At 47.5% G+C, this 12,841-nt stretch carries 12 protein-coding genes and 3 pseudogenes; 7 read left to right on the top strand and 8 right to left on the bottom strand.

Features of this window, described 5'->3' with window-relative positions:
- The first annotated feature begins 254 nt into the window (after positions 1 to 254).
- The 3 genes from nadA to ACKX2L_RS10965 all read left to right on the top strand — a co-directional run bounded on the left by nadA (position 255) and on the right by ACKX2L_RS10965 (position 2,476).
- Entirely contained in the window at positions 255 to 1,181 is a 927-nt protein-coding gene (gene nadA / locus ACKX2L_RS10975; protein WP_497553298.1) for a quinolinate synthase NadA, read from the top strand.
- A gap of 97 nt (positions 1,182 to 1,278) precedes the next feature.
- On the top strand, positions 1,279 to 1,905 hold the full coding sequence (locus ACKX2L_RS10970; protein ID WP_497553297.1) for a chromate transporter: 627 nt from the start codon (positions 1,279 to 1,281) through the stop codon (positions 1,903 to 1,905).
- A 1-nt stretch (position 1,906) separates the two neighbouring features.
- Complete coding sequence (locus ACKX2L_RS10965) at positions 1,907 to 2,476, top strand: chromate transporter (RefSeq protein WP_497553296.1); 570 nt, start codon at positions 1,907 to 1,909, stop codon at positions 2,474 to 2,476.
- 8 nt (positions 2,477 to 2,484) lie between these two features.
- Here the strand turns inward: ACKX2L_RS10965 and ACKX2L_RS10960 are convergent, their stop codons facing one another.
- From ACKX2L_RS10960 to ACKX2L_RS10945, 4 genes and pseudogenes are all read right to left on the bottom strand, one after another.
- Complete coding sequence (locus ACKX2L_RS10960) at positions 2,485 to 2,958, bottom strand: GNAT family N-acetyltransferase (RefSeq protein ID WP_497553308.1); 474 nt, start codon at positions 2,956 to 2,958, stop codon at positions 2,485 to 2,487.
- A gap of 87 nt (positions 2,959 to 3,045) precedes the next feature.
- A pseudogene (locus tag ACKX2L_RS10955) lies at positions 3,046 to 3,594 on the bottom strand (PrsW family glutamic-type intramembrane protease); the annotation flags it as partial.
- Positions 3,595 to 3,819: 225 nt separating this feature from the next.
- Positions 3,820 to 4,312: pseudogene (locus ACKX2L_RS10950) on the bottom strand (peptide deformylase).
- Between the two features lie 4 nt (positions 4,313 to 4,316).
- Positions 4,317 to 5,174, bottom strand: a complete 858-nt coding sequence (locus tag ACKX2L_RS10945; RefSeq protein WP_497553295.1) for a hypothetical protein — start codon at positions 5,172 to 5,174, stop codon at positions 4,317 to 4,319.
- A 126-nt stretch (positions 5,175 to 5,300) separates the two neighbouring features.
- On the opposite strand from ACKX2L_RS10945, the gene ACKX2L_RS10940 reads away from it, so the two are divergent.
- Positions 5,301 to 5,537: a transposase gene (locus tag ACKX2L_RS10940; protein ID WP_497553294.1), complete on the top strand. Its 237-nt coding sequence runs from the start codon at positions 5,301 to 5,303 to the stop codon at positions 5,535 to 5,537.
- Between the two features lie 37 nt (positions 5,538 to 5,574).
- Here ACKX2L_RS10940 and yaaA read toward each other — a convergent pair whose 3' ends face one another.
- The gene (yaaA, locus tag ACKX2L_RS10935; RefSeq protein WP_497553293.1) at positions 5,575 to 6,369 is read right to left on the bottom strand and encodes a peroxide stress protein YaaA; all 795 of its coding nucleotides are present in this window, start codon (positions 6,367 to 6,369) and stop codon (positions 5,575 to 5,577) included.
- Positions 6,366 to 6,821, bottom strand: a complete 456-nt coding sequence (gene bcp, locus ACKX2L_RS10930) for a thioredoxin-dependent thiol peroxidase (RefSeq protein ID WP_497553292.1) — start codon at positions 6,819 to 6,821, stop codon at positions 6,366 to 6,368. The genes yaaA and bcp overlap by 4 nt, the downstream gene beginning before the upstream one ends.
- 170 nt (positions 6,822 to 6,991) lie before the next feature.
- On the opposite strand from bcp, the pseudogene ACKX2L_RS10925 reads away from it, so the two are divergent.
- From ACKX2L_RS10925 to mnmL, 3 genes and pseudogenes are all read left to right on the top strand, one after another.
- Positions 6,992 to 7,126: pseudogene (locus ACKX2L_RS10925) on the top strand (IS256 family transposase); the annotation flags it as partial.
- Positions 7,127 to 7,629: 503 nt separating this feature from the next.
- Positions 7,630 to 9,174 (top strand): ATP-binding cassette domain-containing protein, encoded by a 1,545-nt coding sequence (locus tag ACKX2L_RS10920; protein WP_497552078.1) that lies wholly within the window; start codon positions 7,630 to 7,632, stop codon positions 9,172 to 9,174.
- A gap of 357 nt (positions 9,175 to 9,531) precedes the next feature.
- The gene (mnmL, locus tag ACKX2L_RS10915) at positions 9,532 to 10,440 is read left to right on the top strand and encodes a tRNA modification radical SAM protein MnmL/YtqA (protein ID WP_497553291.1); all 909 of its coding nucleotides are present in this window, start codon (positions 9,532 to 9,534) and stop codon (positions 10,438 to 10,440) included.
- Positions 10,441 to 10,475: 35 nt separating this feature from the next.
- Here the strand turns inward: mnmL and istB are convergent, their stop codons facing one another.
- Together istB and istA are read right to left on the bottom strand one after the other, a co-directional pair.
- Entirely contained in the window at positions 10,476 to 11,237 is a 762-nt protein-coding gene (istB, locus tag ACKX2L_RS10910; RefSeq protein ID WP_410042591.1) for an IS21-like element helper ATPase IstB, read from the bottom strand.
- Positions 11,230 to 12,513: an IS21 family transposase gene (gene istA / locus ACKX2L_RS10905; protein ID WP_497553290.1), complete on the bottom strand. Its 1,284-nt coding sequence runs from the start codon at positions 12,511 to 12,513 to the stop codon at positions 11,230 to 11,232. The genes istB and istA overlap by 8 nt, the downstream gene beginning before the upstream one ends.
- Between the last annotated feature and the right edge of the window lie 328 nt (positions 12,514 to 12,841).

Genomic DNA, 12,841 nt, shown 5'->3' with positions numbered 1-12,841 from the left:
TACCGGCAATTTACAATTTAGTGATGAGTATAACACCTGTTTGGATATATGACAAGACATATATTAACACATGTCTTGACAGTTACAGGATTCGTGCTATACTTTCGGACAAGACCTTGCGGAAATATGGCAGGGAAAGAAAATCCGGATGTACAAGAATCAAAGAGGGATTCAAAGAGGGATTAAAAGAAAGCCTGGGAAATCAAAACACCAATTTGCAGAAATCCCTCAAAACACTTGAAAAGGACTAAAATATGAAAACCATGACAACACGGGAAATGCAGGACCTCATTATTGAAGAAAAGAAGAAAAGGGATATCTGTATTCTGGCTCATGCTTATCAGAGCCAAGATATCTGGGAGGTTGCAGATTACATCGGAGACTCCTACGGCCTCAGTAAAGAGGCAGCAAAAGCGCCGCAGAAAACCATCCTGATGTGCGGAGTACGTTTTATGGCCGAGACCTGTAAGATCCTCTCTCCCGATAAGAGGGTTTTTCTTGCAAATCCCATGGCTGGCTGTCCTATGGCCATGCAGATGAACCGCGAACAAGCCTTACATTTGAAGAAAGAAAATCCGGGGCTGCCCCTGGTGGCCTATATTAATACGACAGCAAGTCTGAAAACGGTTTGTGATGTTGTCGTCACCTCCTCTTCCGCTGTTAAGATCATTCAAAATATGCCGGAAAAGGAGATGCTTTTTGTCCCGGATTGTAATCTGGGCGGCTGGATCAATGAACAAATTCCGGACAAGAAACTGCATCTGATTCAGGGAGGCTGCCCGACCCATATGCGAATGTCTGCAAACGAGGTCAGAATTGCTAAGGCCCAGCATCCCAATGCCCTGCTTCTGGTACATCCGGAGTGTCTGAAAGAAGTGGTCGACCAGGCCGATTATGTCGGATCCACAACCGGTATCATGAAATATGCCGAATCTTCCGATGCCAAAGAATTTATTATCGGTACTGAGAGCAGTATCGTAGAACATCTGCAGTTCTCCTGCCCTGAGAAGCGTTTCTACCTCCTGTCCAAGCAGTGCGTCTGTCACAATATGAAAATGACCACTCTTCCGGATGTGCTTCGCGCAGTGGAAGGAAAAAGCCCGGAAGAGATCCTTCTCCCGGACGAAACCATTCGTGATGCAAGAAAATGCATCGACCGGATGATCGAGCTCGGGGGTTGAGCTTTGTCCCGGATCCAACTGAATCCGCCGATAATGTTTTACACGGGAGATTTCCTGTCTTACAATAGGAATGATGCATAGGAGGAAAATCCTAACCATGGATGAGAAAACACTCAATGGAATTCATTCCACAACATCTCCCAAGAAGAAAAGCGCTGTTCTGAAGAAACTCTTCTTCGCAACGCTCTATCTTTCCACCTTTACTTTTGGCGGAGGATATGTAATCGTAACCCTTTTGAAAAAGAAATTTGTTGATGAGCTGCACTGGATCGATGAAGAGGAAATATTAGACCTCGTTGCCATTGCCCAGTCATCTCCCGGTGCTATCGCCGTAAATGGAGCGGTCGTCGTCGGCTACAAGCTCGCCGGTATCACAGGCGTCATGGTCTCCGTGATCGGTGCCATCCTTCCGCCCTTTGTCATTTTGACTGCCATTTCCTTTTTTTACGATGCATTTAAATCGAACTTTGTAGTACAAGCGATGCTGAAGGGCATGAATGCCGGTGTCGCCGCAGTCATCATCTCAGTTGTCTTCGATATGGCATCCGGCATTATAAAGGCTCGGGACGGACTGCTCCTTGCCGTCATGATAATATCCTTTGTCCTGAACTACTTTCTGCATGTCAATGTCGTCTGGATCATTCTATTCACTGCCGGCTTTGGTGCCCTCATGACCTTGATCCGCGAACACCATGCAAAGGATAGAAAGGATCCGGTATCGTAGGATGATCCAAACATATCTCGAACTTTTTCTCGCCTTTCTTAAAATCGGTGCCTTCTCTTTCGGCGGCGGATATGCAGCCATGCCCCTGATTCAGGCACAGGTGATCGACAAATACGGCTGGCTGTCCACCAGGGATTTTACAGATCTCGTCACTATCTCCCAGATGACACCGGGCCCGATTGCCGTCAATGCAGCAAGCTTTGTCGGAAATCTTGTCGGCGGCATTCCCGGCGCGATCTTCGCAACGCTTGGTGTTATCCTCCCTTCCATCCTCTTTGTCACGGCCCTGGCCTATCTCTATAATAAGTATCGTAACCTGTCCCTGATGCAGGGGATATTAAGTTTTCTTCGTCCAACCGTAGTCGCACTGATTTTCGCGGCCGGGATTGACATCCTCCTGCCCGCTGTTTTTCCAAAAGGCATGGTCTCCTTCGTCTCGGGCAATGTCGACGTCCGTATTGTCATCTACTTCATTGCAGCCCTGATTGCCTTGCGAAAATTCAAGGTCGGTCCGATCAAAGTAATGGTCGCCTGCGGACTCGCAGAACTTTTGGTGGAATGGATCCTGTGAACAGGGATTTATAGGATATACTCCATCTGCCTTTCCTTGGTCTTCATTCCCATTTTTTCATAGAACTTCTCCGCAGAAGTGTTGCCTGCCCATACATTCAGGGTCACCTCGTAGCAGCCCATTTTTTTCGCTTCCTGCTTCACATGCTCAAAAAGCGCCTCACCCACGTGTCTGCCCCGTGCGCTCTGATCCACGCACAGATCATCGATGAACAGAGATGTAAAAGGAACCATATTGTTCGAGAACGGCTGCTCCTTCTTCTGGCAGAATGCATAACCAATGCAATGATCCTGCTCGTCAGTCGCCACGTAAACCGGCTTTCTGTCATCCTTCAAAATCTCTCTCAGCTCATCCACCGTGTACTTCGTCGTTCCCGAAATAAAAATATCCGGCCGGATGCCGGCATGGATCTCCAGTACCTGGTTCAGCAACCCCAGCACTGCCGGTATGTCCTTCTCCTCAGCTCTTCTGATTTTTACCATTGTGTGACTATTCATCTTCCTGGTGCCTCCATTCTCTGATGTTCCGGCTGTATACACTTCCGGACTTCTGAAAAAAATGATTACTGGCAGTACAACCGCCGCTGCCAAAATTGCATTGAACAAATTTATATTTCCGATCGGTGAATCATACAAAAAATGATCTGCCACAACAAGGAGAATCCAGCCGATCCCCTTTCTTCTGTGGTTTCTTCCACTGGCTCTGACAATCAGATAGAGTCCAGCTGCGGTCACTGCGGAATAGCACCAGTGTGACCCAAGCGCGCCGGAGATCCGGTCCAGTGCCGTTGGAAACGCGTCGTTTACATTTTTGAATCCGCTTTCTGTAATGTACGAGATATCTTCCTCGATCTGAAAGCCCATGCCAAGGCACATTCCAACAAGGAGGTACTGTCTGAACGTTTTTCTGTTCCACACATACACTAGCAGTGCTATTGTGCCCAGTTTCAGAACTTCCTCTGCAATTCCCGCTTCGAGTGAGCCCAGCCATGCCTCGGAATAGGAATGGCCCATCATGGATTTCATCAGATGGTCAAAGCTGTCGTTCAACTCTCCGACAAATGCGGCGGGAATAAATGCTCCACAGAAAACAGCAGCCAGCAGTTCCCGGTTGCTCATCTCTTCCTTTGCACCGATCTGTTTCACAAAAATCCCAAAGGGTACAATATAGATCAGAAGCGGAAGAAAAGCGCTGTATACCTCCAGATACTGAAGCGCCGTCGTGTGACTTGTGCCCATGTAATCCGTTTCATTGATAAGAATTCCCAACCCTGCCAGCAGGATCAGTGCACCAGTCACAATCAGCTGCCGTCTCTGTTTCTTCTCATTCATTCAATTCTCCTGTCATATGATAATCCCCTCCAGATGATCGCACTCATGCTGGATGATCTGTGCAGTCCAGCCAGAAAATTTCTGAACATGCTTCTTCATGTCCAGATCCTGGTATTCCAGTTTAATTTCACGAAACCGCTTCGTCTTCCGGGTTCCAGTAAGAGAAAGGCAGCCCTCTTCCGTTTCGAATGGCCTGGTCTTCTTAAGAATGGCCGGATTCAGCATAGCTACGTTGACAAGGCCCATATTAACGGCGATAATTTGTTTCTTCACGCCGATCACCCATATGCTACGCATATGGGTCGCGGGCGCGCTCGAGAGCGTCCATGCAAGCATGGCGCTCTCTCACTTTGCCTTCGCGAATATTGGCCGCCATTCCGACGCACTCGTTTGCATGCGCTTCCAGCGTATCCAAAAGATCACGTGCGACCTGAAGATCAGCTTCCGTCGCCGGCTCCGATTTCTGTGCGAGGAAGAAGACATCCCTCATGATTTCTCTGACCATTCGTTTACTCCCTATTCTTCCCATGGTCTATATTTACCTGAATACATCTCTTGCCTTGGCTATATTCAAATGATTCCGGTTCTTTCCCGTCCTCGACATACCTCTCATATTCCTCCGGTGTCAGTTTTCGGATCAATTTCTTGGTCTTCTCCACCGGGAAGGGAGCCTCCTCCGGCTGCAGATACTCCACGTCCGTCACCCGAACGATCCTCTCCTCGTTGTCCTTTCCGGCCGGAGCCCAGGCAAAATCTCCCTTCTCATAGATATCCTCATCTGCGAGATAGGTGTACTCCTTCTCCGCATCTTGGAAGATCACCTTGCAGAAAATAAGATCCGACTCGCGGCGCTTTTTACGGCTATAGGCATCCTCATCGAAGAATTCACCCAGCTCCTCGATCCTGTCAGGACAGCCATCGAAGGCAAAAAGATCCTCGATCCCGGTTTCCTCTCTCACCAGATCCGACAGTTCATTGACTCCCGGGAAGGAATCATCCAGCAGGCTTCCGCTCCACCTGAACTTCTTTCCCTCTTCATTCGTCAGCTCCAGGTTCCAGCATCCGGCATCGCAGGCCATAATGATCTCATCTCCCGGATTTGCAAATGTCGTCTCAAATGCTTTCATGATATGCTCTGCATTTTCCGGATTGATCTGGAATCTAGATCTTCTCTTATCCTCATCTCTCCAGGCACTGATATCATCAATCGCCGGGCTAAATATAAACCGTGTCAGATATCCCCTGCCATCCCTCGTGATGGTCAGCTGCTGTCGTACCTCGGTCCCAGCATCCGGCATACAATAAAGGGACAACTCTGAAACGAGCCGTATTGTCTTCAGCTTTCCACAAAAATTCTCCGATTCCATAGAGTTATCCCTCCCTTAAAGATTAAACGCATCCGGCACAAGTTCCGTCGTTTCCGCGACAAGTTTTTTATCTCATCTGCAGATACGGGCTTTCCATTTTTCCGTCAGGCTGTTTGCGTTTTCCTTATGTCTCGTATTTTGCCACCGTACTATAAATTCATGACCGGTTTGCCTCGATGGTGTCTTCGTTTTTCTTTTGTCTCGTATATTGATACAGCAGTCTTTTGCCATAGATTGAACACCATACGGCTTGGCAGGAGCCACGCAAGGATCGAAGCAACCAACAACAAGATCAAGCTGATCATCCGGAAAACATATGGATTTTGCAGCATCCAGAACATGCTGGGTATGGTCTATTTGTAAAACATCCGGTAACAATGTGCATCTCTTCGATATATTTCTAGTGTTCCCTGTCAGCTGCATGGTTCTTAGCTGCTTTCTTTCCGGGAATTTCTGTGCGCACGAAAACAAATTCTGTATCCGACGAGCGGTCAGGATCAAAATGATAGCCGCTCCAGTTAAATGCTTTCATCTGCTCCGGGGCTTCGGCATGGATGCCTGCCATAAATCGAACCATTTCGCCCCTGGCCATTTTAGCATATACGCCCTTCTGGACAATCTTGCCTCCCTCCGGCTCACCGAAAACACAGGTAATAAACCGGTCCTCAGGCTTCAGATATTTTTCCAGACACCTGGAATATTCCTTCGAAGCCAGATTAATGATGATCCCGCTCTCGTCCCGCACTTCCCGATAAAGACTGTCACCCCAGAAGTCATACAGATTCTTATATTGGTCAAATGATACCTTTGCCTGCATTTCCAAACGGTACGGTACCACACCGTCCAGAGGCTTTATGACACCATAAAAGCCGGACAGGATGCGCAGATGCTCCTGTACATACGCATACTGACCATCTTCGAATACAGCAGGTGCCATATAAGTGTACTGAATCCCGTCATAAGCAAGAATCGCAGGCGTAAGATTCTGCCGCAGATCCATATGATGAAACCGCTCGGAGTTCTGAAGGGCGATCTTATCGTTACAGGCCCAGAGTATCTTCTGCTGCTCATAGGAAAGGCCGCTGATCCAGTCCTTTAATCTTCCTGCTTTCTCAAGAAACGGCGGAAGCTCTGTACACGTGAAGGAATCCGTGTCCACCCGCATCTGCTTCGCCGGAGAGATGATGATCCTCATGACAATTCGTCCAGCATCTGTGCAGGATTCTCGGCAGCCTTCACCTTACCGAAGGCTTTCACAATGATGCCATTCTCATCGATCAGGTAGGTCGTCCGGACAACACCCATCGAGACCTTGCCGTAGTTCTTCTTCTCTTTCCAGACATCGTACGCCTGGATCACTTCTTTTTCGGGGTCCGAAAGCAGAGTGAACGGCAGGCCGTACTTCTCCTCAAATTTCTTATGCGAAGCAACACTATCCTTGCTGACGCCGAGAACGACGGCACCCTTCTCCCGAAACTGCGGATACAGCTCGCCAAACCCGCAGGCCTGCCTGGTACAGCCTGCCGTCATGTCCTTCGGGTAAAAATACAGAATTACCTTCTCTCCACGATAGTCCGAAAGGCTGTGCATCTCTCCATTCTGGTCCGGCAGAGTAAAATCCGGTGCTTCTGTTCCAATATTCAACATCTTACATTCCTCCTATTGCATAATAAAGTCAGCTTACTGCTCCTGAAACTGCGATCGTGTAAAATATCTTGTGTAAATGTTAAAACATAAGTTCCTTGGGTCTGGAAAAAGGAACCGTTTTCTTGTAACGTCTTAAGCACCACCAAAACACAAAGAAAAGAGGTTCCTTTATATCTGACCATAACACAGAACTTACTGCAGCACTATTGGAAAATGAATCTTTGGATGAGTTTTTTCGTTCTCATCTCGAAACAGCCATGAATGACCTGCTAAAAACTGAACTCACTGCATTTCTCGGATATGAGAAAACAGCGTGTAATAGATGTGTTAAAGGTTCGTTCCATTATTTTAAATCAGAGGTGCCCGTGAAGAGCGAATGGGGATGAAGAATAATACTTTTTCAGCGCTGCAGTCAAACTCATTTCACAAATTTGTCCACACGCTTTCCGGGGGATCAGGATTGACGAAACCGCTTTGTTGTGATATAGTCCAGATGATTTTTTGAAAGGCACATGATCCTCATGTGATGGTGAAGCAATGATTAACAGATGATCGAATTCAGCATATGTAAACGATGGATGTTTTATGGGCGCAGTGTGTCCATAGCAGGTTTGCGTAGACTGAAGTGGGATTATCTGTTATTCGAGCGGATCTTTCGAGCGAATCTTTAAGGAAGAGATACCGATCGCAGTATACACACGGTTGCCGTTGATCTGTGCTCTTTCACGTCTTTTACGCAAACCAGGAACGCCCCGCTCTGACAGACAGACTCTTACCGGTCTATGCGTGTCAGAGAGGGGGCGTTTTTTTGTTACAAATCAAATCACTTACCATAACACACAGAAAAGACCTGAGAACGATTATACAGAATTTTGATTTTGTGTTGAATCGTGGGGACAAGGCAGTTCTGATCGGTGAAGAAGGGAATGGGAAATCCACCTTGTTAAAGTGGATCTATGATCCCAAACTTGTGAACTCCTATGCGGAAGCAGATGGGATCCGGACCCTTCAGGGCGAGCTGATAGGATATTTGCCGCAGGAACTTGCAGATGAGGAAAAAGAGAAAACCGTTTATGACTATTTTTCCGAGCAGCTGATGTTTCAGGAAACAAATCTGTACGAATTGGAAAAACTAGAGGCAGAGATAGGTCTTCCCAGCACTTTCATTTACACCGACCAGAAGATGCAGTCGCTTTCCGGCGGGGAGCGGGTCAAGGTTCAGATGGCAAGGCTGCTGCTTGTCCATCCGGACATTCTGCTGCTTGATGAGCCGTCCAATGATATTGACCTCTCTACCCTCCGGTGGCTGGAGGATACGATCAACCGCTTTAAAGGCAGCGTTCTTTTCATCTCCCACGATGAAACGCTGATTGAGCGAACTGCAAACCGGGTGATCCTGCTGGAGCAGCTGCGGCGTAAATCAATGCCCCGGGTGACCGTCGCCAATATGCCTTTTCGGACATTTATGGAAGAGCGGCAGCGGGCGTTTGATAAACAGAAACAAGAAGCCTGCAGCGAGCGGCGCGAAGAGAAAAAAGCCATGGAACGGTTCCGACGCATCGAACAGACGGTGGAGTCGGATCTTCGGAACATTTCCAGGCAGGATCCGCACGGCGGCAAGCTCCTAAAGAAAAAGATGAAGGCAGTCAAGTCTCTGGAGAAACGCTATGACAGGGAGCGTGGGGAAATGACCGAAATTCCGGAAATGGAATCCCCCATCACGATCCGATTTGAGCATCAGAGGCCCATGCCTGCAGGCAAAAATGTACTCGAATATGATCTGCCGGAGTTAATAGCCCCGGACGGCAGACGCCTGGCAGAGAACATTAGTCTGAAGGTGAGCGGACCGGAGAAGGTCTGCATCATCGGAGATAACGGAACCGGCAAGACAACCCTGATCCGAAAGATCGCGAAAGAGCTTCTCCCACGGCGGGATCTTAACCTCTTCTATATGTCACAGAATTATGAAGAAACCCTGCCTTTTGACCGGACTCCGACAGAGTATCTCGCGCCTTCCGGGAAGAAGGACGACGTAACGATGGTACGGACATACTTAGGATCCATGAAATATACGGCAGACGAAATGTCCCATTCGATCCGGGAACTGTCCGGAGGCCAGAAGGGGAAGCTGCTCCTCTTGAAGATCAGTCTGACAGAAGCGAATGTCCTGATCCTGGATGAACCGACGAGAAATTTCTCCCCTCTTTCCGGAGCGACTGTCCGGGCTGTTTTGAAACAGTTCTCCGGGACCATTATCAGTATCTCCCATGACCGGAAATATATCTCTGAAGTCTGCGATACCGTATACCGGCTGACATCGAAAGGTCTGGAAAAAGAGGAAAAGAGCAGATAATCCGCCCGGATTTTGCCCGGAAATACTCCTATTAAGCTTCTCTGCCGCCTCCGCAAATTTCTCCTCCGGACCACATAGGTGGAAAGAACAAAATGACGGAACTTTCTTTCCGCCTTCATGTCCACGGCATTGAACGGGATATGATGGTGTACCTTTTAATTGTTAAATCTACATCATTATAAGGGCATTACCCTCTTATAAGAGGCCGAGCGGGAAATACCGAAACATCTGGTGACAGGCACCAACTTGTGTAAGAAGTATTTCATGATACAGAGATGCCTCCGAAGAAGATTTGCATGTACTGTCACGATTGATATAAGATGAAAAAAACAGACCGCCGGTAAGATAGGATATCACATGGAAATCAGGACCATTTCAGAAGAGCTGAAAAAAGAATACGGGCAGAAGATTTACAAGCTGTCTCTTTCCTCCGGCTGCAGCTGCCCGAATCGGGATGGAAAGATTGGTTTCGGAGGCTGCTCTTTTTGTTCGGAGGGAGGCTCCGGTGATTTTGCCTCACCATTTCTGCCGATCGATGAGCAGATTCGCCTTGCCAGAGCACGTGTCGACCGGAAAATTCCGGCCAACATACCAGAAAACAAGAGGCGTTACATCGCCTACTTTCAATCCTTTACAAATACCTATGGTGATCCCAAGCGTCTGAAGGGTCTATATTTGGAGACAATCAATCGTCCGGAAATCGTGATCCTATCCATCGGCACCCGCCCGGACTGCCTGTCCGATGAAATCCTCCAAATGCTTATCGAGCTTTCCGAAATCAAGCCGGTATGGGTTGAGTTGGGGCTGCAGACGATTCATGAGAAGACAGCACAGAGAATCCACAGAGGCTATCCCCTTCCGGTTTTTGAAGATGCAATGCAAAAGCTGAAAGCCGCCGGACTGACGGTCATCGTGCATGTGATCATGGGGCTTCCCGGAGAGACACATGAAGATATGTATGAGACCATACGATATCTTTCGAATCTTGAGCCAAGACCTGATGGTATCAAACTGCAGCTATTGCATGTTCTGAGGGGGACTAAACTGGCGGACGAATATCAGGCGGATCCCTTCCACATCATGACACTGGAGGAATACACCGAGGTTTTGGTTCACAGCCTTCAAATACTGCCTCCGGAGATCGTCATTCACCGGCTCACCGGCGACGGGCCGAAAAATCTCCTGCTTGAACCGAAGTGGAGTGCGAATAAGAAAAAAGTTCTAAATACTTTGCATCAGGCAATCCGGGTGTTAACTGTCAAGTAAAAATGTACAAAAAATCCTAAATAAAAATGTACAGTTTACGGTGATGGTTCCTCCTGTTCAAAGTCCTTCAACCGATAGGATTTTCCTGTGATCGATATGACATGGGAATGATGTAGAACACGGTTCAGGATTGCATCTGCAACGACTGCATCATAAAAAATGCTGTCCCAATCTCCGAAATTGATATTCGTCGTCAGGATCGTACTTTTCTTCTCATAACGCATATCGATCAATTGGAAAAACAGGTTGGAATCCTCCTTGTCAATCGGAAGGTACCCGATCTCGTCAATAATCAAAAGTTTGTAGTGATTGAAATGCTTCAGCCTCGCTTCCAGACGGTTCTCCAGCTTTGCTTTTTTCAGTTGCTGCAGAAGATCGCTGCATTTGATGAAATAGGTAATGTTATGGTGTTTTGCTGCAGCAATCCCGATGGATGTTGCCAGATGGGTCTTACCGACTCCGCTTGATCCGAGAAAGACGATATTCTCCGCCTTCTCCATAAATCCAAGAGTGCAGAATTCCTGCATCTGGGCTTCGCTCACGGAAGGCTGGAAGCTGAAGTCAAAATCCGAAAGTGTCTTTACGAATGGAAACGCCGCCGCATGAATCGTACTCTGCGCTGCAGACTGTTCCTTGAAGTCTACTTCATAATTCGTTAGTTTCAAGAGTCCCTCCGTAAAAGAAAGATTCTTTGTTCCCACATCTCCGGCGACTTCTTCCAGATGAAGTTTCATCTGGTTCAGCCGGAGTGTTCCAAGGTTCTGTATCGTCTGTTTGTAGATGCTGCTGTTATTCATACACTGCTCCTAATGCCTTAAGATTTTCCTTTGCCCGTGCTGCGATATTTTCTTCTGCAAACGAATGCGTCCTGCAGATGAGATCCCGGTAATGGTCCTCTTGATAGTTGATCTTCTTTTCCGACAAGGGCTGCAGTGCGATGAGTTTCATGTTACAATACACATGGATGTAGTCATCGTAAACCTGCAGGGTAACGCTTTTTCCAATGTATTCCGGCGGTACGGAATACTGTTTTCCGCGATAGCGGAAGAGGCTGGCGTTGTCTATGCGGACTTTATGATCGACCAGCTGATAGGGATTCCGGATGGTCTGCTGTGGTAACGGGCTGAAGGAATCCCTTTCTTTTTTCAGATACATCAGCGGAATCTTCCCGGTCCCGGGGTGTACTTTCGAGTTTTCCCTGTCGTTGATCTTTGCCAGAAGTTCCACGAATCCAAGGTAAGTCAGTCGACCGTTGTATGCGCGGAGTTCATCGAGAATCCGCATCGGCGATTCCACTTTTCCTTTTGTCTTTGGCGTGGCGGCAATACATGGCTGGACTCGGAATCCATAATCATCGGCGAACTGCTGGAAGCGAATATTTATTTTTCCTTTCGATCCTCTTGTCCTTGGCTGATCCATGACCGTTTTCATGTTATCCGTCACAATCTCTTCCGGCACACCGCCAAACACCGTAAACGCGTCATCCAGGCAGAAGAAAAGTACATCCTGTGACTTTGTCGGTACCATCCGGTAAACGCGGTATCTGGAGAAGGATAGGATCAGGACGAAGATGTTCACCTCAACCCATCCGAGATCTGTCGTCAAAAGCCTTAAGGATTCCTTCCAGTCCAGCTGTGCCTGCTTTCCCGCCGGTGTCTCATAGCGGATATAGGCTTCTGATTTTGCCGGAAGTCTTTTACGAAAGTACGCGGCGAATTCCGGTTCCCTGGAAAGGTAATAGCAAAAGTTGCTGTAAGCGCCATGATAGCCATAGTTATCGCACAGATACTGCCAAAGAACGCGGCGGTAATAAAAGATCTGTTCGTTTTCATCCGAAAGAAGTTCTCGGATGATGTCCTTGTAAGGGGTCAGACAATTGCTCGATGCCCGATGCTCTGACTTATGAAATCCATTGATATATTTATCAACAGTTCTTCTGTCCACGTCCAGTTCTCGGGCAATCTGGCTTTTATTAATTTTCAGATTGGCTGATTCCATAAATGGTCTTAACTTGTATAAGTCCTCCAGTTTCTCAATTTTCAGATTCGTTGTAACAGGTGATTTGATAATCATCGAAAAGCCTCCTTTATCAGCTTTTACGATGATACCATTTGTACATTTTTATTCCGGAACTTTTGTACATATTTAATTATGACATAGCACCGGGAAGCAAAGAGGTGACCCCTGACTGCTCTCTCTGAGACCTGCGCCGTTACCTCATTATATTTTTGCGGATATCCGCATTTTTTTAATGTATCTTTAAAGAAGAACTGATTAAACGTAAGCGAGTTATCTTAGGGCGTCAGCCCTAGAAGAACACCGCTATTTCAGAATAGATCTGAAACGGCGGATTCTATTTTCATTCACATCAGATTTTCAATGGGTGTCCGGCAGACCCGCT

Origin of the sequence: Porcibacter vitabionis (assembly GCF_046263795.1) — a bacterium.
In the GTDB taxonomy this organism is placed as follows: Bacteria; Bacillota; Clostridia; order Lachnospirales; family Lachnospiraceae; genus Lachnocurva.
Note: the sequence above shows the minus strand (reverse complement) of the source record. Positions and strands in the feature narration are given on the sequence as shown.